Origin of the sequence: Janthinobacterium fluminis (assembly GCF_028595325.1) — a bacterium.
Taxonomy (GTDB): domain Bacteria; phylum Pseudomonadota; class Gammaproteobacteria; order Burkholderiales; family Burkholderiaceae_D; genus Janthinobacterium; species Janthinobacterium fluminis.
In genome coordinates this window covers 238281-256297 of sequence record NZ_JAQQXR010000007.1, presented here as the reverse complement: position 1 = coordinate 256297, position 18017 = coordinate 238281, and the positions used below count along the sequence as shown (strand labels likewise).

The 18017-nt window shown below is 67.0% G+C and carries 19 protein-coding genes; 7 read left to right on the top strand and 12 right to left on the bottom strand.

Features of this window, described 5'->3' with window-relative positions:
- Positions 1 to 22 precede the first annotated feature (22 nt).
- The gene (locus OIK44_RS18795; RefSeq protein ID WP_273672903.1) at positions 23 to 1234 is read left to right on the top strand and encodes an SAM-dependent methyltransferase; all 1212 of its coding nucleotides are present in this window, start codon (positions 23 to 25) and stop codon (positions 1232 to 1234) included.
- Here OIK44_RS18795 and msrA read toward each other — a convergent pair.
- Positions 1227 to 1766 (bottom strand): peptide-methionine (S)-S-oxide reductase MsrA, encoded by a 540-nt coding sequence (msrA, locus tag OIK44_RS18790; protein ID WP_273672901.1) that lies wholly within the window; start codon positions 1764 to 1766, stop codon positions 1227 to 1229. The genes OIK44_RS18795 and msrA overlap by 8 nt on opposite strands.
- A 181-nt stretch (positions 1767 to 1947) precedes the next feature.
- Here msrA and OIK44_RS18785 point away from each other — a divergent pair, with 181 nt between their 5' ends.
- On the top strand, positions 1948 to 2460 hold the full coding sequence (locus OIK44_RS18785; protein WP_273672899.1) for a flavin reductase family protein: 513 nt from the start codon (positions 1948 to 1950) through the stop codon (positions 2458 to 2460).
- Positions 2461 to 2536: 76 nt separating this feature from the next.
- Positions 2537 to 3733 carry an acyl-CoA dehydrogenase gene (locus OIK44_RS18780; RefSeq protein ID WP_273672898.1) on the top strand — a complete coding sequence of 399 codons (1197 nt, stop codon included), beginning with the start codon at positions 2537 to 2539 and terminating at the stop codon, positions 3731 to 3733.
- 74 nt (positions 3734 to 3807) lie between these two features.
- Here OIK44_RS18780 and OIK44_RS18775 read toward each other — a convergent pair whose 3' ends face one another.
- The 10 genes from OIK44_RS18775 to OIK44_RS18730 form a co-directional block, all read right to left on the bottom strand.
- Complete coding sequence (locus OIK44_RS18775; protein WP_273672897.1) at positions 3808 to 4488, bottom strand: OmpW/AlkL family protein; 681 nt, start codon at positions 4486 to 4488, stop codon at positions 3808 to 3810.
- 63 nt (positions 4489 to 4551) lie between these two features.
- On the bottom strand, positions 4552 to 5913 hold the full coding sequence (locus OIK44_RS18770) for an SGNH/GDSL hydrolase family protein (RefSeq protein WP_273672895.1): 1362 nt from the start codon (positions 5911 to 5913) through the stop codon (positions 4552 to 4554).
- A 257-nt stretch (positions 5914 to 6170) separates the two neighbouring features.
- Positions 6171 to 7193, bottom strand: a complete 1023-nt coding sequence (locus OIK44_RS18765; RefSeq protein WP_273672893.1) for an L-threonylcarbamoyladenylate synthase — start codon at positions 7191 to 7193, stop codon at positions 6171 to 6173.
- Positions 7194 to 7233: 40 nt separating this feature from the next.
- Entirely contained in the window at positions 7234 to 8112 is an 879-nt protein-coding gene (locus tag OIK44_RS18760) for a phosphoribosylaminoimidazolesuccinocarboxamide synthase (RefSeq protein ID WP_273672890.1), read from the bottom strand.
- A 9-nt stretch (positions 8113 to 8121) separates the two neighbouring features.
- Positions 8122 to 8619, bottom strand: a complete 498-nt coding sequence (gene purE, locus OIK44_RS18755; protein ID WP_273672888.1) for a 5-(carboxyamino)imidazole ribonucleotide mutase — start codon at positions 8617 to 8619, stop codon at positions 8122 to 8124.
- 106 nt (positions 8620 to 8725) lie between these two features.
- Positions 8726 to 9790, bottom strand: coding sequence for a class II fructose-bisphosphate aldolase (gene fba / locus OIK44_RS18750; RefSeq protein WP_273672887.1), 1065 nt, complete (start codon positions 9788 to 9790; stop codon positions 8726 to 8728).
- A 72-nt stretch (positions 9791 to 9862) separates the two neighbouring features.
- Positions 9863 to 11311: a pyruvate kinase gene (pyk, locus tag OIK44_RS18745; RefSeq protein WP_273672885.1), complete on the bottom strand. Its 1449-nt coding sequence runs from the start codon at positions 11309 to 11311 to the stop codon at positions 9863 to 9865.
- Positions 11312 to 11411: 100 nt separating this feature from the next.
- Positions 11412 to 12626, bottom strand: coding sequence for a phosphoglycerate kinase (locus OIK44_RS18740; RefSeq protein WP_273672884.1), 1215 nt, complete (start codon positions 12624 to 12626; stop codon positions 11412 to 11414).
- Between the two features lie 66 nt (positions 12627 to 12692).
- On the bottom strand, positions 12693 to 13028 hold the full coding sequence (locus tag OIK44_RS18735; protein WP_273673007.1) for an AzlD domain-containing protein: 336 nt from the start codon (positions 13026 to 13028) through the stop codon (positions 12693 to 12695).
- Entirely contained in the window at positions 13028 to 13771 is a 744-nt protein-coding gene (locus OIK44_RS18730; protein ID WP_273672883.1) for an AzlC family ABC transporter permease, read from the bottom strand. The genes OIK44_RS18735 and OIK44_RS18730 overlap by 1 nt, the downstream gene beginning before the upstream one ends.
- Positions 13772 to 14019: 248 nt before the next feature.
- Here OIK44_RS18730 and OIK44_RS18725 point away from each other — a divergent pair, with 248 nt between their 5' ends.
- The 4 genes from OIK44_RS18725 to OIK44_RS18710 all read left to right on the top strand — a co-directional run bounded on the left by OIK44_RS18725 (position 14020) and on the right by OIK44_RS18710 (position 16323).
- A complete protein-coding gene (locus tag OIK44_RS18725) occupies positions 14020 to 14214 on the top strand; it encodes a zinc-finger domain-containing protein (protein ID WP_273672882.1) in 195 nt (64 codons plus the stop codon).
- Positions 14215 to 14282: 68 nt separating this feature from the next.
- Positions 14283 to 14705, top strand: a complete 423-nt coding sequence (locus OIK44_RS18720; protein WP_273672881.1) for a YybH family protein — start codon at positions 14283 to 14285, stop codon at positions 14703 to 14705.
- Positions 14706 to 14711: 6 nt separating this feature from the next.
- Entirely contained in the window at positions 14712 to 15698 is a 987-nt protein-coding gene (locus OIK44_RS18715; protein ID WP_273672880.1) for a YheT family hydrolase, read from the top strand.
- Between the two features lie 13 nt (positions 15699 to 15711).
- Complete coding sequence (locus tag OIK44_RS18710; RefSeq protein WP_273672879.1) at positions 15712 to 16323, top strand: DUF2946 family protein; 612 nt, start codon at positions 15712 to 15714, stop codon at positions 16321 to 16323.
- Between the two features lie 37 nt (positions 16324 to 16360).
- On the opposite strand, the gene OIK44_RS18705 is transcribed toward OIK44_RS18710, so the two are convergent.
- On the bottom strand, positions 16361 to 17977 hold the full coding sequence (locus tag OIK44_RS18705) for a M48 family metalloprotease (RefSeq protein WP_474522667.1): 1617 nt from the start codon (positions 17975 to 17977) through the stop codon (positions 16361 to 16363).
- Positions 17978 to 18017: the final 40 nt, after the last annotated feature.

Sequence of the window (18017 nt, the reverse complement as noted above, 5' to 3'; positions counted from 1 at the left end):
CGCCGTCCACACGGAGGCTATCGTGTTCGTGCAACACCGACTCAGCGCCTGGATCGCCGGCGTGCGCAGCCAGGTCGCCCTGCCGCTGCGCATCGAACTGTGGAACGGCCAGCACATCGACTTTTCCGCCGAGGCGCCGCGCGTGACGATACGGCTGCCGCGGGCGTCGGCGGCGCGCTATCTGCTGACGCCGTCGCTGGCGAACCTGGGCGCCGCCTACGTCGAGGGCGCCATCGAGGTGCGCGGCGCGGCGCGCGACATGATCGCCATCGTCAACGCGCTGGCGCGCGCGACGCTCAAGGCCGAGGGCAGGTTCGCCCGCCTGGTGCGCGGCATGGCCCACGACAAGCGCGGCGACGCCGCCGCGATCCGCTACCACTACGACGTTTCCAATGAATTCTATGCCCAGTTCCTCGACGCGGAGCTGGTCTACTCCTGCGCCTATTTCGAGCGCGGCGACGAAACGCTGGGCGAGGCCCAGTTGAAGAAAATCGACCACATTCTGAACAAGATCCGCCTGCAGCCGGGCCAGAGCCTGCTCGACATCGGCTGCGGCTGGGGCGCGCTGCCGCTGCGCGCGGCGCGGCGCTACGGCGCCCGCTGCGTCGGCGTGACGCTGTCGGAAAAGCAGTGCGCGCTGGCGCGCGCCCGCGTGGCCGACGCCGGCCTGGGCCACCTGGTCGACATCCGCCTGCAAGACTACCGCGACGTGCGCGGCCAATTCGACCGCATCACCAGCGTCGGCATGTTCGAGCACGTCGGCCTGCGCCACCTGCCCGAGTATTTCGGCGCCATCCACGCGCTGCTGGCGCCGGACGGCGTGGCGCTCAACCACGGCATCACCTCGACGGACCCGGACAACGGCGGCACGCCCTATGGCGGCGGCGAGTTCATCGGCCGCTACGTGTTTCCGCGCGGCGAACTGGCGCACGTCGGCCAGGTGCTCAAGGCGATGCAGCAGGGCGGGCTGGAAGCCTACGACATGGAAAATCTGCGCCGCCACTACGCCCGCACCTGCGCGCTGTGGACCGACAATTTCGAGGCGCGCGCGAGCGAGATCCGCCGCCTGGCCGGCGACAAGCGCTTCCGCATCTGGCATGTCTATCTGGCCGGCTGCCACTACGCCTTCGAGCACGACTGGATCAGCCTGTACCAAATCGTCTGCGGCAAGGCGGGGCAGCCGACGGCGGCGCTGCCGTGGTCGCGCCGCCACATGTATGGGGAGCTTACTTGAGCCGGTTAAGGAAGGTTTTCTTGAACTTGGCCACTTTCGGCGCGACGACGAAGGCGCAATAGCCCTGCAAAGGGTGCTGGCGGAAATAATCCTGGTGGTAATCCTCGGCCTTGTAATAGGTCTGGGCCGGCTGCAACTGCGTGACGATGGGGCCGTCCCAGACGTTGGCCATCTCGGCGATGACCTGGCGCGCGACGGCTTCCTGCTGCGGCGACTGGAAATAGATCACCGAGCGGTACTGGGTGCCGACGTCGTTGCCCTGGCGGTTCAGCGTGGTCGGGTCGTGTATCGTGAAGAACACTTCCAGCAGGTCGCGGTAACTGATCAGCGCCGGGTCGAAGCTCAGGCGCACCACTTCGGCGTGGCCGGTGGTGCCGGCGCAGACTTGCTCGTAACTGGGGTCGGCCTGCTGGCCGCCCGTGTAACCGGATTCGACATGGGTGATGCCGCGCATTTCCAGATAGACGGCTTCCAGACACCAGAAACAGCCGCCGCCGAGTACGGCAACTTCAGTCGTTCCATTCATTGTCATGTCGCGCTCCAAGCAAGTAATGGCCACCATGTCGATTACTGTAACGCAAAGCGCCGGCAGATGCACTTGCTATTGTTGCGCCATTGCGCAGGCGCAGCATGCGGCGGCGCCCCGCGCCGGCATCGCCGTGCGCGCGCCGGCCAAAACTTTGGCATAATAGCAAAAAAGCTACAGGCACCCTATGAACACACGCTCTCCCCGCGCACCCGCGCCCGAATTCGATGCCGCGCACTTCCGCCTGGCCTTGTCCCAGTTCGCCACCGGCGTCACCGTCATCACGACACGGCTGGCCGACGGCAGTTTCCGCGGCCTGACGGCCAGCTCCTTCAACTCGGTGTCGCTGGCGCCGCCCCTGGTGCTGTGGAGCCTGGGCGCGGGCGCCAACAGCATGCCCATTTTCAGCGGCAACTCGCACTATGTCATCAATGTGCTCGGCGCCGAACAGGCCCACCTGGCCCAGTTGTTCTCGCGCCGCGGCAGCACGAACCCCTTCGAGGGCGTCGACTACGAATTGTCGCGCACCGGCCAGCCCATCCTGAAGGGCGTCTCGGCCTGGTTCGAGTGCCACAACCGCAGCCGCTATCCGGAGGGCGACCATGTGATCTTCGTCGGCGAGGTCGAGCAATGCGCGCTGACGCCGCAGCCTTCGCTGATTTTTCATGACGGGCAATTCGGCAGCACGCAAACGCGCTAGAATTGCGTTTTGGCCAAGCAGTCTATACAAGCCAGACTAGTCACGCCAAACAACCATAATGAGACCAGGACCCCCGATGACCCAAGCAGATTCCAGCCGTAAAGCACAGTTCCACTGGGACGACCCGCTGTTGCTGTCGAACCAGTTGAGCGACGACGAGCGCATGGTGCGCGACGCCGCCGCAGCCTATTGCCAGGACAAACTGGCGCCGCGCATCCTCGACGCCTTCCGCCACGAAAAGATGGATACCTCGATCTTCCGCGAAATGGGCGAGCTGGGCCTGCTGGGACCGACCATTCCCGAACAATACGGCGGCCCTGGCCTGAACTACGTCAGCTACGGCCTGATCGCCCGCGAAGTCGAGCGCGTCGACTCCGGCTACCGCTCGATGATGAGCGTGCAATCGTCGCTGGTGATGGTGCCCATCTACGAATTCGGCACGGAAGCGCAGCGCCAGAAGTACCTGCCGAAGCTGGCCAGCGGCGAATGGATAGGCTGCTTCGGCTTGACCGAGCCGAACCACGGCTCCGATCCGGGGTCTATGCTCAGCCGCGCCAAGAAAGTGCCGGGCGGCTACGCCCTGTCGGGCACGAAAATGTGGATCACCAACTCGCCGGTGGCCGACGTCTTCGTCGTCTGGGCCAAGGACGACGAGGGCGCGATCCGCGGCTTCGTGCTGGAAAAAGGCATGGCCGGCCTGAGCGCGCCGGCGATCCACGGCAAATTCGGCCTGCGCGCCTCCGTCACCGGCGAAATCGTCATGGACAATGTCTTCTGCCCCGAGGAAAACGCCTTCCCCGACGTGCGCGGCCTGAAAGGCCCGTTCACCTGCCTGAACTCGGCCCGCTACGGCATCGCCTGGGGCGCGCTGGGCGCGGCCGAGGATTGCTGGCACACGGCCCGCCAGTACGTGCTGGACCGCCAGCAATTCGGCCGTCCGCTGGCCGCCAACCAGCTGGTGCAAAAGAAACTCGCCGACATGCAGACGGAAATCACGCTGGCCCTGCAAGGCTGTTTGCAACTGGGCCGCATGAAGGACGCCGGCACGGCCGCCGTCGAAATCACCTCCATGATGAAGCGCAACTCCTGCGGCAAATCGCTGGAGATCGCCCGCGTCGCCCGCGACATGCTGGGCGGTAACGGCATCTCCGACGAATTCGGCATCATCCGCCACATGGTCAACCTGGAAGTCGTCAACACCTACGAAGGCACGCACGACATCCACGCGCTGATCCTGGGCCGCGCCCAGACCGGCATCCAGGCCTTCTGCTAACAGCACCGGGGACAGACCACCATTTTCGAGAAACATTTCTCGGAAATCGTGGTCTGTCCCCGGCTGTTGCCCCCTTAGAACTTGTAGCCGATGCCGAAGCTGACCGCCAGCGGGTCCAGCGTCATGTCCTGCGTCTGCCCCGTCGAGAACCTGACCTTGGTTTTCAGGAAGGTCTTGGTGACGGCAAGGTCGGCGTACCAGCGTTCGTTGAGCGCCAGCACGATGCCCGCTTGCAGGGTCGCGGCCAGCTTGTTGTCGATCTTGAAGGTGGTGGCCTGGCCGCCGATGTTGGTGATCGCCGTCATCTGCGCCGAGCCGGTGGCCTTCTGGAAGTAGGCGTAGGTGGCGCCCAGGCCGACGTAAGGCCGCACTTTCGCCGCCGGCGTGAAGAAGCGGTACTGGATGAAGGCCGTCGGCGGCAGCGCCTCCACGGTGCCCAGCTTGCCGGTGCCTTCGATGGCGCCGGCGCCGCTGATGGTGTGCTTGTACGGCAAGCCCAGGTCGACTTCCGCCGAGATGTTGTCGCTCAAGCCGTAGGCGACGATCAGCACGGGCTGGGTGTCGCTGCTGACGGCCCCCTTGCTGTGCGGCAGCGCCGGCGCCGACACGTCGCCGCTCGTCACTTTCGGCGTGATCTTGTTGACGCCGGCCTTCAATGTCCATTGGCCGGCGCTTTGCGCCGACGCCCCCGGTGCGGCGGCCATCGCGGCCGCCAGGGCCAGCAGTTGCGCCGCGCTATTCAAGCTGAATTTCATGCGTGTCTCCGATTCTTTATATTGTTGTGTGGGCGGCCCGCGCGGGGCGGGCCGCCGTTCGCCTTACATCCAGCCGCGCACGATCATCTGTTCGGCGACGTAGCGCGCGATCAGCGAATATTCGAACGGGGTCGGGTGGCGGTCGTCGGCGAACATGTAGCGGCTGACGTCGCCGGCGATGACGTTCTTGCCGGTGCAGCCGAGCGAGGAGTCGAGCGGGTTCGGGCCACAGGCCGCCGTGCGGGTGTTGGTCAAGCCGTAGGGCTCCGGATTGTTGATCTGGTCGTGGCTGATCGCATACAGGTCGACATGCAGGACCTTGGCTTCGCCCGCCAAGGCGGCCTTCAGCTTGGCGTTGTAGGCGTCCACCATCGCCACGATCAGGGCCTGGGTCGCGGCGCTCTGCGATTTGCCGACGGGCGCGCCGCCGAAGTCCGGCAGGTTGTTCACGACGACATAGTTGGCGCCCTTGGCGACGATCTGGGTTTTCACCAGCTCCGCCGTTTCCGTGCCGGCGGTGGCCATCGCGGCGATGGCCGCCGGGCCGTTGGCCGCGGCGTAGTCCAGGCCGGCCTGGGTGCCGGCGGCGGTGGCGGCGGCCTTGGCCTTGGCGGCCTGGGTGCCGACGTAGACGGAGTCGGCGGCGCTGGCATTGCCTTGCGCGAAAGCGGCCGCCGCGGCGGCGCCGACGATGCTGGTGTCGGTGGCGCCCGGCTTCGCCGCTTCCGTCTGGATCGCCAGGCCGATCAGCGGCCCGGCGGCGGCCGGATTGCCGGCGCCGGCGGCCAGCAGGCCGGCCAGCGTCGTCGCGAACGCCGTCTTGCCGGCGCTGGCGCCGGCTTTCGCCGCGCCGGCCTGCAGCAGGCCCAGCTGGGCCGAGGTGTCGTTGCCGCCGACCGTGACGAAGACGATTTCATCGCCTTTGAACTTGCCGCCGACGGCCGCCAGGTGGTTGGCGATCTGCGTCGACACGGGCACCGTCAGCGCGCCCAGCGGCGAGCCGCTCAGCGCATTGCCGGGGCCGACGGGATTGGTCACGCGCGAACCGCCCTGGGCATAGCCAAAGCAGCCTGCATGGTTGACGACGGCGACGGCGAAACCCTTGTTCACGTCGCCGTTCAGGCCTGTCTGGGCGGCGCACGGCGCCGGCAAGCCCAGTTGCGCCGCCATCAGCTCGGTCCAGTTTTTGCCGGTCAGCTCGGCGTTGCTGGCCGTGTTGTCGCCATTGATTGTGAACTTGCCGCCGCCCAGCTGCTTCACCGTGCCGACCGCGTAGGAGCCGACGTCGGACAGGCTGTCGCCGAACACGACCTGGGAGCTGAATTTGATCTTGACGGTCTGGTCGCCGCCCTTGCTGCCGTTGCCGCCGCAACCGGCCAGCACTGCCGCCGCCAGCATGGCCAAGGCGAATTTTCTTTGATGCATTTTGTCTCCTGATAGGGATATTTTTGTGTCTTCCAAACGAACGGACGTGCTATTCGCAGCCCAGCTAATATGCCATCGATCAACAAGCTTGTATAGAAAAAATCTCATAAAAATCATAAGATTAGCATAACAATAACGGCGGATAGTTGACCTGGATCGCAGCCATGCGCTGTTATTGCGGCGCACAAGAAAAAGCCCCCTGTCGGGGGCGGATGGCGCTACGGAATGAAACGCCGGCAGGCAAGGCCGGGGGCGTTTCAGGCGTCGAGGAAGCGCTGCAGGATGCCGGCCGAGCCGAAGGCGGCGCGGCGCAGGCGGTCGTTGACGCCCAGCCATTGCGCCCCGGACGGCGGCGTTTCCACCAGGATCAGCTCGGCGCCAAGCTGGTCCATCGTGCGCAGCGCCGCGTACAGCGCGTGGGCGTAGCCGTCCGGCGCGTCCGGCAGGCGCACGCTGGCGCTGGCCGGCGGCATGTCGGAATAGTGGATCAGGGCGACGCGGCGTCCGTCGTTGAGCAATTGGTTGAGCGTGCCGGCCAGTTCGTCGCCATGCTGCATAGCAACAGGCGTGTGCGGCGCGTAATGCGCATCCAGCGTGCCGGAGGCGCGCGGCGCGGCCGCGTCGGGCGTGCCGGGCCGTTGTCCGATGACGACAGCGATGTCGTCGGCGCTGATATGGCCGGGCCGCAGCAGCACCGGGCCGTGCGTCGCCAGGCGCGACAGGTCGACGATGGTCGATTCGATGCCGACCTCGCTCTGGCCGCCGTCGAGCACGGCGCCCAGCAAGGCGCCGGCGCCGGGCGCGCCGAATTCGTCGCAGACGTGCTGGGCCGTAGTCGGGCTGACGTTGCCGAACTTGTTCGCCGACGGCGCCGCCACGCCGCCGCGGCCGCCCTTGAAGGCGCGCAGCAGCGCGACCGCCACCGGGTGCGAGGGGCAGCGCAAGCCGACCGTGTCCTGGCCGCCGGAAACGGCGTCGGGAATGCGCGCCGCGCGTTTCAGGATCAGCGTCAGCGGGCCGGGCCAGAAGGCGGCCGCCAGTTGCCGCGCCTGCTCGGGGATGTCGTCGGCCCAGTAAGCCAGGTCGGCGCCGGGCGCCAGGTGGACGATGACGGGGTGGTCCGACGGGCGCCCCTTGGCCGCATAGATGCGCGCCACGGCGGCGGGATTCTCGGCGTCGGCGCCGAGGCCGTACACGGTTTCGGTGGGAAAAGCGACCAGGCCGCCGGATGCGAGAATCGCGGCGGCCTGAGCCATCTCCTCAGTGGGAGCGCCGCTCATGCCGCGCTCATTGCTGGAAGTGTCATGACAAGCTACTCTCTTACTGGGTCAGCAGGCGCAGCGCCTCGGCATACTTGGCCGACGTCTGGTCCAGCACGTCCTGCGGCACGCGCGGCGCCGGCGCCTTCTTGTCCCAAGGCTGGGCGTCCAGCCAGTCGCGCACGAACTGCTTGTCGAACGAGGGCGGCGACATGCCCACCTGGTAGCTCGACATCGGCCAGAAGCGCGACGAGTCGGGCGTGAGGATTTCGTCGATCAGGTGGACGGTGCCGTGCTCGTCCAGGCCGAACTCGAACTTCGTGTCGGCGATGATGATGCCGCGCGTGGCCGCGTACTCGGCCGCCTGCGTGTACAGGTCGATGGCGGCGGCGCGCACCTGGCGGGCGATGTCCGCGCCGACGATTTTTTCCGCCTCTTCGTAGGAAATGTTTTCGTCGTGGGCGCCGGCCGGGGCCTTCGTCGACGGCGTGAAGATGGTTTCAGGCAGCTTTTGCGCTTCCTGCAGGCCGGCCGGCAGCGCGATGCCGCAGATGGCGCCCGTCTTCTGGTAGTCTTTCCAGCCCGAACCGATGATGTAGCCGCGCACGATAGCCTCGATGCCCAGCGGCGTGAATTTCTTCACAACGATGGCGCGGCCCTCGACCTGGTCGCGCTCTTCCGGCGCGACGACGCTGACCGGGTCGATGCCCGTTTCATGGTTCGGCATCAAGTTGCCGAATTTCTTGAACCAGAAATTCGACATTTCCGTCAGCATCTTGCCCTTGTTCGGGATCGGGTCGTCGAGGATCACGTCGAAGGCCGACAGGCGGTCCGTTTGCACGACCAAGAGTTTGTCCTCGCCGACGGCGTAGATGTCGCGCACTTTGCCGCGGTGCAGGAAGGGCAACGACTTCAGGTTTGTTTCCAGAATTCCAGACATGGTGTTTCCTTAGTTCAGTTCAGGCAGCTTGGCGTTGCGCACCTTGTCGGCCTGGGTGGCGCGGAAGGCGGTCAGTTTGGCTTTCATGCCGGCGTCGTTGAGCGCCAGCACGGCGACCACGGCCAGGGCCGCGTTGGCCGCGCCCGCTTCGCCGATGGCCAGCGTCGCCACCGGGATGCCCTTGGGCATTTGCACGGTCGACAGCAAGGAGTCCATGCCCTTCAAGTATTTCGAGGGGATCGGCACGCCAAAGACGGGCAGGATGGTCGACGCGGCCACCACGCCGGCCAGATGGGCGGCGGCGCCGGCGCCGGCGATGAAGGCTTGCGCGCCGCGCGACTCCATGTCGGCCAGCCACGCTTCCAGTTCCTTCGGCGTGCGGTGCGCCGACAGCGCCCGCGCCTCATAGGACACGCCGAAATCCTTGCAGATTTGCGCCGCCTCTTTCATCGTGTCCCAATCCGAGGTCGAGCCCATCACGATACCAACTAAAGTTTTTTCAGACATATCTCACTCACAAAAAAATCGGCTTGCGCCATGGCCGGGTCTGCAATTTACTGCAGAAGCACAGTTAACACGCGCCACAAAAAAGCGGCGCGCCGGAAGCAACTACTTACTTAACGATTTGCGACAGTTCGCCGGCCTTGTAGCGCTCGGCCATCTTCTCCATCGGGATGACCTTGATCTTGGCGGCCTGGCCTTCGCAGCCGAAGGCCAGGAAGCGCGCCTTGCAGATCTGCATGGCCGCTTCGCGGGCCGGCTTGAGGAAGTCGCGCGGGTCGAATTTCGACGGGTTCTCGAACAGGTATTTGCGCGTCGCGGCCGTCATCGCCAGGCGGATGTCGGTGTCGATGTTGATCTTGCGCACGCCGTGGCGGATGCCTTCCTGGATCTCTTCGACCGGCACGCCATAGGTTTCCTTCATGTCGCCGCCGAATTCGCGGATGATCGCCAGCAGCTCCTGCGGCACCGACGAGGAACCGTGCATGACCAAATGGGTGTTCGGGATGCGCGCGTGGATTTCCTTGATGCGGTCGATCGCCAGGATGTCGCCGGTGGGCTGGCGCGAGAACTTGTAAGCGCCGTGCGAGGTGCCGATGGCGATGGCCAGCGCGTCGCACTGGGTGCGGGCGACGAAGTCGGCGGCCTGGGCCACGTCCGTCAGCAACTGCTCGCGGGTCATCGTGCCGTCGGCGCCGTGGCCGTCTTCCTTGTCGCCCTTCATGGTTTCCAGCGAACCGAGCACGCCCAGTTCCGCCTCGACGGTGACGCCGATCGCGTGCGAGAACTTGACCACCTCGCGCGACACCTCGACGTTGTACTCGTAGGAGGCGACGCTCTTGCCGTCCGCTTCCAGCGAGCCGTCCATCATCACCGAGGTGAAGCCGGAGCGGATCGCGCCCATGCAGACGGCCGGCGACTGGCCGTGGTCCTGGTGCATGACGACGGGAATGTGCGGATAGGCTTCGACGGCCGCGTCGATCAGGTGGCGCAGGAAGGCTTCGCCGGCATATTTGCGGGCGCCGGCCGAAGCCTGCATGATGACCGGGCTGCCGACGGCGTCGGCGGCGGCCATGATGGCTTGCACCTGTTCCAGGTTGTTGACGTTGAACGCGGGCAGACCGTAGCCGTGTTCGGCGGCGTGGTCCAGCAGTTGACGCATGGATACGAGAGACATGGTATTACTCCAAACAATAGAAAAACCTGGGGGCGGCTGGCGCGGCCGTGGATGGCGCGCGCCGACCGGCTGTTATTCGAATTCTCCGACTTTGACGATCTTCAAGGCGTTCGTGCCGCCCACCTGGCCCATCGGCTCGCCCCAGGTGACGACAATCATGTCCCCTTTCTCGACGATGCCGTTGGCGACCATCAAATCCTCGGCTTGTTTCAGCACGACGGCCGTGGCCGCCGTTTGCATCAGGTGGTAGGCCCGCACATTGCGGTACAGGCTGGCCTTGCGCAGCGTGGCGATGCTGGGCGTGAGCGCGAAGATCGGCGTGTCGATGCTGTGGCGGCTCATCCACAGCGCGGTCGAGCCCGACTCCGTCAGCGCGACGATGGCTTTCACGCGCAAATGGTGGGCCGTGAACAGGGCGCCGTAGGCGATCGACTGGTCGATGCGCGTGAAGGTGACGTTGAGGAAGTCGGCGTCGAGCTTGTTGTATTCGGACTGCTCGGCCTCGACGCAGATGGCGGCCATCATCTCGACGGTTTCTATCGGGTACTTGCCCGAGGCCGTCTCGGCCGAGGTCATCACGGCGTCGGTGCCGTCGAGCACGGCGTTGGCCACGTCGGACACTTCGGCCCGGGTCGGCACGGCGTTGACGATCATCGATTCCATCATCTGCGTGGCCGTGATGGCCAGCTTGTTGGAGGCGCGCGCCATCTTGATCATGCGCTTTTGCAGGGCCGGCACGGCGGCGTTGCCCACTTCGACGGCCAGGTCGCCGCGGGCGACCATGATGCCGTCGGAGGCGTCGAGGATTTCCTGCAGCACGGGGATGGCCTCGGCGCGCTCGATCTTGGCGATCATCATCGGCTTGTGGTGGTATTGCTCGCCGGCGATATTGGCCAGTTGCCGCGCCATCGCCATGTCCGTGGCGCTTTTCGGGAAGGAAATGGCCAAATAGTCGGCCTGGAAGCTCATCGCCGTCTTGATGTCTTCCATGTCCTTGGCCGTCAGCGCCGGCGCCGTCAAGCCGCCGCCGTGGCGGTTGATGCCCTTATTGTTGGACAACTCGCCGCCGACCTTGACCGTCGTGTGGATTTCGCTGCCGGCGATCTTGTCGACAACGAGCACGATCAAGCCGTCATTCAACAGCAACAAGTCGCCATTGTGCACGTCGCGCGGCAGCGCCTTGTAATCCAGGCCGACCCGTTCCTGGTTGCCCAGCTCGCCGTTCTCGCCCCACTTGGCGTCGAGGATGAACTTGTCGCCGTTTTCCAGCTGGATCTTGCCGTGCTCAAATTTGCCGACGCGGATTTTCGGTCCCTGCATATCGGCCATGATGGCCACTTCGCGGCCGCACTCGGCGGCGGCGCGGCGCACCAGGGCGGCGCGCTCGATATGGTCTTGCGCCTTGCCGTGGGAAAAATTCAAGCGCACCACGTCGACGCCCGCCCGTATCATGCGGATCAGGATATCCAGGTCGCTGGAGGCGGGGCCGATCGTTGCAACAATTTTGGTACCACGGGACATAACTATCCTTGTGCGTGAATTCAAAGCCGGCGGCTATGTTCAAAAAAACCAGGCCAGACAGCGCAGCCCCGGGCTGCGCTTGCGGCCACGGGACGAGCGCTTATTTGCCGGCGCGCTGCATCAGGATCTCGACGGCCGGCAGGGTCTTGCCTTCCAGGAATTCCAGGAAGGCGCCGCCGCCGGTGGAGATATAACTGATTTTATCGGTAATGTCGTATTTTGCAATGGCGGCCAGCGTGTCGCCGCCGCCGGCGATCGAGAAGGCCGGCGAGGCGGCGATGGCCAGCGCCAGCGTCCGCGTGCCTTCGCCGAACTGGTCGAACTCGAACACGCCGACGGGGCCGTTCCAGACGATGGTGCCGGCGGCGCCGATTTGCGCCGCCAGCAGCTTGGCCGTCTGCGGGCCGATGTCGAGGATCATGTCGTCGTCGGCCACGTCGGCCACGGCCTTCACGGTGGCCGCCGCCGTCGGCGAGAATTCCTTGGCGCACACGACGTCGGTGGGAATCGGCACCTGGGCGCCGCGCGCGGCCATCATCTCGATGATGGCCTTCGCTTCGCCGACCAGGTCCGCCTCGACCAGGGACTTGCCGACGTTCAAGCCGACGGCCTTCATGAAGGTGTTGGCGATGCCGCCGCCGACGATCAGGTGGTCGACCTTCTCGGCCAGCGCCTTCAGGATGGTCAGCTTGCTCGACACTTTCGAGCCGGCGACGATGGCCAGCAGCGGCCGCGCCGGCGCGCCCAGCGCCTTGCCCAGCGCGTCCAGCTCGGCCGCCAGCAGCGGGCCGGCGCAGGCGACGGGCGCGAACTTGGCGATGCCGTGGGTGCTGGCCTCGGCCCGGTGGGCCGTGCCGAAGGCGTCGTTGACGTAGATATCGCACAACTTGGCCATTTTTTGCGCCAGTTCGTCGCTGTTTTTCTTCTCGCCCGGGTTGACGCGGACGTTTTCCAGCAGCACCACCTGGCCGGCGGCCAGCGTTTCCAGGCCGGCGCCGTCGACCCAGTTCTGTTTCAATTCGACGGGCTGGCCCAGCAGTTCGGCCAGGCGCGCGGCGACGGGCGCCAGGCTGTCGGCCGGCTGGAACGCGCCCTCGGTCGGACGGCCCAGGTGCGAGGTGACCATGACGGCGGCGCCGCCGGCCAGCGCGGCGCGGATCGCCGGCACCGAGGCGCGGATACGCGTGTCTTCGGTGATGTTGCCGGCGTCATCTTGCGGCACGTTCAAGTCGGCGCGGATAAAGACGCGCTTGCCTTGCAGGGCATTTTGCGTGATCAAGTCTTGCAGACGGATGAAGTTCAGAACAGCAGTCATGGCGATCCAGAGGGTGGTTGGCAGGAAGTGCGCTATTTTACCGCAAGGGCGGCGCACAACCGCCGTTTATGACAAAACGTGCAACAGCCGCAAAGCCGTGAAAAACAGCATGCCGAAGACGATGGTTTGCAGCATATTGCGCCGCAATACATAGAAGGCGGTGGCGGCGACGCCGGCCACAAGTTTCAAGTTCGACAAGTCGAACTGCACATGGCCGCTGCCGTTTAACAACAAGTCGGGGGCGATGATGGCCGCCAGCGCGCAGGCCGGCGCGAAGCGCAGCATTTCCTGCACGCGCGGCGGGATCGTGATGTGGTGGCCGATCAGCCAGAACGAGCTGCGCGTGGCGGCCGTGGCCACGGCCAGCGCGGCGATGGTCGCCCAGATTTCCCAGTCCGCCATTATTTCTTCCTCCATTTTTCCATCCATTCCTCCACCGCCATCGCCGTCACCATGCCGACCACGACGGCCGCCAGCAAGCCCAATTTATACGGCAGGCCGGCCGCCAGCACGGCGACGGCGCCGGCCACGAGCACGCCGCACAGGGCGGCGCGGCTGGCCACCAGCGGCACCGTGATGCAAATGATGGCCAGCGTGCCGGCGAAGCCCAGGCCCCATTCGGCCGGCACGGTGCTGCCGAGCAGAATGCCGGCGATCGAGCCCACTTGCCAGGCCAGCCAGTTCGGATACAGCAGCCCCTTCAGGAAGGACAGCTTGCCCACTTCCGGCCGGTCGCTCGGGTAGCGCTGCAGGAACAGGGCCACCGTCATGTCGCCCGACACATAGCCGAGCAGGAAGCGCTTGCGCCACGGCAAATGGGCGAAATGCGGCGCCAGCAAAGCGGAGAAGATGACGAAGCGCAAATTGACCACCAGCGCCGTGGCGAAAATGACCCAGATCGGCGCGTGCGCCGCGATCAGCGGCAGCGAGGCCAGCTGGGCCGAGCCGGCGAACACCAGCAGGGTCATGGCCAGCGCCTGCGGCACGCTCAAGCCCGTCTTGACCATGGCGATGCCGACCACCATGCCCCAGGCGGCGATGCCGAACAGCGTGGGCATGCCCTCCTTCAGGCCGGCGCGCCAGGACGCCTGGTCGTGTTCGGCCACATAGGGCGGCGCGGCGGCGCGGCGCGACGGCTCGCTCATGCGCGGCATCCCTGTGGTTTTCCCGCCACAGGGGCGCGGGCGGCGGAGCGGAGGGAACGGTGCGCCGCGCGCGGGCGGCAAGGCTGGAACGGGGTCATGGTGTCGCCGCGCGCGCCTGCCTCCTTGAGAACAAGCGCTGCCGGCCGGGAGCTGAATGAGACGCTATTTTACCGATGAATTTTGTTGCTTGCCTGAATCCGTTAAAATCGTGGTTTTTCCCACCCATACGTTTCACGGAGCATAAGAAGATGAGCAAACCCACCCTGCCAGCGGTCGAACTCGACAGCAAGGACTTGCCGGCCCACTGCCCGAACCCGGCGATGCCGCTGTGGTCCTCGCATCCGCGCGTCTTCCTCGAATTCAAGCACGACGGCCTGGCCACCTGCCCGTACTGCGGCACCGCCTACCGCCTCAAGCCGGGCGTCGTCGCCGGCCACCACTAAGTCCCGGCGGGCGCCCGGGCCGCCGGCCCGGACGCCCGCCCGTCGCAGCAACGTGTCGCGGAGAGTACATGAAACGTCAGAAAGAGTTAAACGGCAATGCCGCGGAAGTGGAAACGGCGTTTTACGACGCCATCAACCGCGCCGACCTCGACGCGCTGATGGCCCTGTGGGCCGACGACGAGGAAATCGTCTGCATCCATCCGGGCGGCGCGCGCCTGATCGGCCACGCCGCCATCCGCGCCTCGTGGGGCGCGCTGCTGGCCGACGGCGGCCTGCACATCCGCGCCGGGCAACTGCACGAAACGCATAATCTGATGAGTTCGGTCCACACCGTCGTCGAGGGCGTCACCGCCAGCGACGGCGAGGCCGCGCACCTGCTGGCCACCAACGTCTACATCAAGACCCCGCGCGGCTGGCGCATCGTGCTGCACCACGTCTCGGTGGCGCCCGGCGGCGTGCCCAGCGACGCCGGGGCGCCCATCCTGCACTAGGCCAGCATGCGCTACACCGCCCCGCTGTGGCTGCCCAACGGCCATCTGCAAACCATCTACCCGGCGCTGTGCCTGGCCAAGCCGGCGCCGCCGCTGCGGCGCGAGCGCTGGGACGCGCCGGACGGCGACTTCGTCGACGTCGACTTCATCGACGGCCAGCCGGGGCAACCGTTCGTGCTGCTGTTCCACGGCCTGGAAGGCTCCTCGGCCAGCCACTACGCGCGCGCGCTGATGGCGGCCGTGGCGGCGCGCGGCTGGTCCGGCGCCGTGCCGCACTTCCGCGGCTGCTCCGGCCACGCCAACCGGGCGCCGCGCTTCTACCACTCCGGCGACGCCGCCGAAATCGACTGGATCGTGCGGCGCCTGCGCCGGCGCGCCCAGGGGCGCTTCTACGCCACCGGCGTCTCGCTGGGCGGCAACGCCCTGCTGCGCTGGCTGGGCGAGTCGCAGCACCAGGCCGAGATCGTCGACGCCGCCTGCGCCGTCTCGGCCCCGCTCGACCTGGCGCAGGGCGGACGGGCGCTGTCGCGCGGCGTCAACCGCCTGTACACGCATATGTTCCTGCGCACGCTGAAGCCGAAATGCCTGGCCAAGCTGGAGCAGTTCCCCGGCCTGTTCGCGCGCGACGCCATGCTGGCCGCGCGCGACCTGCACACCTTCGACAACGTCGTCACGGCGCCGCTGCACGGCTACCGCGACGCCGACGACTACTGGGACCGCGCCAGCGCCAAGCACATCCTGTCCGACATCACCGTGCCGACGCTGGTGCTGAACGCCCGCAACGACCCCTTCCTGCCCGGCTGCCACCTGCCGCGCCACGCCGCGCCGCGGGTCGTGCTCGACTACCCGCCGCACGGCGGCCACGTCGGCTTCGTCGCCGGCAAGGCGCCCGGCAACCTGGAATGGCTGCCGCGCCGCCTGCTGCACTTCCTCGACGGCGGCGGCAGCGGCGCGCCCAGCGCGGCGCCGCTGTGCGACACTGCCCTCATCTGACAACCTGGACAATATGGACGAGCTCGTCAAACAAGCCATCACGAAATGGCCGAACGTGCCGCACTGCTACGGCTGGCTGGGGCTGGACGCGCGCGGCCGCTGGCGCATGCGCGACGCGCGCGCGCAAGCGCTGGGGCTGGCGGGCGAGGTCATCGTCCACGCCGCCCTGCTCGGCTTCATCGTCCGCAACTACGAGCACGACGCCCGCGGCTGCTGGTTTTTCCAGAACGGCCCGCAACGCGTCTATGTGCAACTGGAGGCGACCCCCTACATCGCCCGCAGCGACCCGCGGCACGGCTTCGTGCTGCACACGGGCGCGCCGCTGGGCGCGCTGGACGAGGCATGCCTGAGCCCGGACGGGCAATTGATACTGCGCAGCGGCGCGCTGGTCGCCCAGCTCGACGACCGCGACACGGCCGAAGTGCTGGCGGCGCTGGAACTCGACGGCGCCGCGGCCGGCGACGACGCGCTGCTGGCCTGGCTGGACGGCGGCGCCGGCGCGCTCAGCCTGCGCCACCTCGGCCGCGCCGTGACGCTGCAGCGCATCGCCGGCGCCGACGTCGCGGCCCGCTTCGGCTTCGAGCGCGCGCCCGCGCCGGCGGCGGACGACCCGCCGGCGGCGTGAAGCGGGGCTTTGTCCCCGCGCCACCCGGAAACCCCGCCTACTTCTTCTCCTTCAACTGCTCGCGCCGGCGCTCCTGCAATTCGCGCTCGCGCGCGTCGATCACCGCCATCTCGTAGAAACCGGCGTCGCTGGCCTTGCGCGCGAGGTCCAGCTGGTCGAGCGCGGCCAGGCTGGCGCCGCTGAGCGCATACGATTCCGCCAAGGCCATATGCTGCAGCGCGATCTTGCCCTGCGCCGCATACGTCTTGGCCAGCAACTGGTGCAGCTTCGGCTCGTCGCGGTACAACTGCACCTGGTCGCGCAGATAGCGCGTCGCCTCCTCGACCTTGCCGGCGCCCAGCAGCGCGTCGGCGTACTGCTGGGCGATGCCGCGCGACAGCGGGAAACGCAGGCGGGCGGCATCGGCCTCGCGCAGCGCCCGCTGCGCCATCGCCGCCGGCTGGTTCGGCGCCAGCCGGATATCCAGCTCCATGCCCGTGAGGATGGCGTTCGGCGCCGGCGTCGGCGGCGCCGCGCTGAAAGTGCCGGCGGCCGGCGGTTTGCCGAGCACGTCCCGGGCGGCATCGAAGCGGACCTGGGCCTGCCGCGGATCGCCCTTCTTCAGCGCGATCATGGCCAGCCCGTACTGGGCGGCGGCTTGCTGGAAGCGGCCCGGCTGCTCCAGCTGTATCTTGAAAAACATCTCCGCATCGGCCAGCCCTTGGCCGCTTTCATCCTGCAGCACGCGGGCGCGCGCCCGCACCAGCTGGAAGTCGAGGCTGTCGGCGCGCTGCTTGTAGGGCTGCTCGCGGATGCGCGCCTGGATGTCGGCGATGCGCTCCGTCGTCAGCGGGTGGGTTTGCAGATAGGCCGGCGTCAAGTCGCTGTAGGAGCGGCTGGCCGACTGCATGCGGCCGAAAAACGCCACCATGCCGCTGGTGTCGAAGCCGGCCTCGCCCATGATCTGGAAACCGATCCGGTCCGCCTCGCGCTCGGCGTCGCGGCCGAAATTGAGCTGGCGCTGGATCTGCAAGCCCTGGCCGGCGCTGAACACGCCGATGGCCGCGTCGCCGCCGGCGCGGGAGGCGAGCGCCGCCAGCACCAGCGCCGCCAACGGAATCAAGGCATCCTGGCGCTGCTGGCCGAGCATGCGGGCGATGTGGCGCTGCGCCACGTGGCCGATCTCATGCGACAGCACCGAGGCCAGCTCGGCCTCGCTCTGGGCCGCCAGCATCAGCGCCGAGTGCACGGCGATGAAGCCGCCGGGCAGCGCGAAGGCGTTCAACTGCTTGTCGCGCACGGCGAAAAAGAAGAAGTCGAAACTGGTTTCGCCGCGCACCTCGGGCCGCGCCGCCACCAGCGCGCCGCCGAAATTGTTCAGGTATTCGAGGATGGGGGCGTCGTCCAGGTAATCGGGGTCGCCGCGAATGTCGCGCATGATCTCCTCGCCCAGCTTGCGCTCCATCAGCGGCGACAAGTCTTGCCGCTCGGTGTCGCCCAGCATAGGCAGATTCGGCGCCGGGGCCGGCGGCGGCCGGGTCTGGGCCGCCGACAGCGGCGTCGCCAGCAGCAGCGACACCAGCGCGGCGGCGCCCAGCGAGGCCAGGGAACGGGCAAACGGAAGGGCCGCGCCGGCCCGTCGCGCGGCGCTGATGAGGGTAGGTTTTGCGTTCACGGATGCTATGATACCTGCAACTGGCCCCGTTCCGCACAGG

What these genes read in the sequence shown, in the direction of transcription:
- msrA (WP_273672901.1), bottom strand. Translation starts at nt 1,766, where the DNA reads ATGACAATGAATGGAACGACTGAAGTTGCCGTACTCGGCGGCGGCTGT.
- OIK44_RS18785 (WP_273672899.1), top strand. Translation starts at nt 1,948, where the DNA reads ATGAACACACGCTCTCCCCGCGCACCCGCGCCCGAATTCGATGCCGCG.
- OIK44_RS18780 (WP_273672898.1), top strand. Translation starts at nt 2,537, where the DNA reads ATGACCCAAGCAGATTCCAGCCGTAAAGCACAGTTCCACTGGGACGAC.
- OIK44_RS18775 (WP_273672897.1), bottom strand. Translation starts at nt 4,488, where the DNA reads ATGAAATTCAGCTTGAATAGCGCGGCGCAACTGCTGGCCCTGGCGGCC.
- OIK44_RS18770 (WP_273672895.1), bottom strand. Translation starts at nt 5,913, where the DNA reads ATGCATCAAAGAAAATTCGCCTTGGCCATGCTGGCGGCGGCAGTGCTG.
- OIK44_RS18765 (WP_273672893.1), bottom strand. Translation starts at nt 7,193, where the DNA reads ATGAGCGGCGCTCCCACTGAGGAGATGGCTCAGGCCGCCGCGATTCTC.
- OIK44_RS18760 (WP_273672890.1), bottom strand. Translation starts at nt 8,112, where the DNA reads ATGTCTGGAATTCTGGAAACAAACCTGAAGTCGTTGCCCTTCCTGCAC.
- purE (WP_273672888.1), bottom strand. Translation starts at nt 8,619, where the DNA reads ATGTCTGAAAAAACTTTAGTTGGTATCGTGATGGGCTCGACCTCGGAT.
- fba (WP_273672887.1), bottom strand. Translation starts at nt 9,790, where the DNA reads ATGTCTCTCGTATCCATGCGTCAACTGCTGGACCACGCCGCCGAACAC.
- pyk (WP_273672885.1), bottom strand. Translation starts at nt 11,311, where the DNA reads ATGTCCCGTGGTACCAAAATTGTTGCAACGATCGGCCCCGCCTCCAGC.
- OIK44_RS18740 (WP_273672884.1), bottom strand. Translation starts at nt 12,626, where the DNA reads ATGACTGCTGTTCTGAACTTCATCCGTCTGCAAGACTTGATCACGCAA.
- OIK44_RS18735 (WP_273673007.1), bottom strand. Translation starts at nt 13,028, where the DNA reads ATGGCGGACTGGGAAATCTGGGCGACCATCGCCGCGCTGGCCGTGGCC.
- OIK44_RS18730 (WP_273672883.1), bottom strand. Translation starts at nt 13,771, where the DNA reads ATGAGCGAGCCGTCGCGCCGCGCCGCCGCGCCGCCCTATGTGGCCGAA.
- OIK44_RS18725 (WP_273672882.1), top strand. Translation starts at nt 14,020, where the DNA reads ATGAGCAAACCCACCCTGCCAGCGGTCGAACTCGACAGCAAGGACTTG.
- OIK44_RS18720 (WP_273672881.1), top strand. Translation starts at nt 14,283, where the DNA reads ATGAAACGTCAGAAAGAGTTAAACGGCAATGCCGCGGAAGTGGAAACG.
- OIK44_RS18715 (WP_273672880.1), top strand. Translation starts at nt 14,712, where the DNA reads ATGCGCTACACCGCCCCGCTGTGGCTGCCCAACGGCCATCTGCAAACC.
- OIK44_RS18710 (WP_273672879.1), top strand. Translation starts at nt 15,712, where the DNA reads ATGGACGAGCTCGTCAAACAAGCCATCACGAAATGGCCGAACGTGCCG.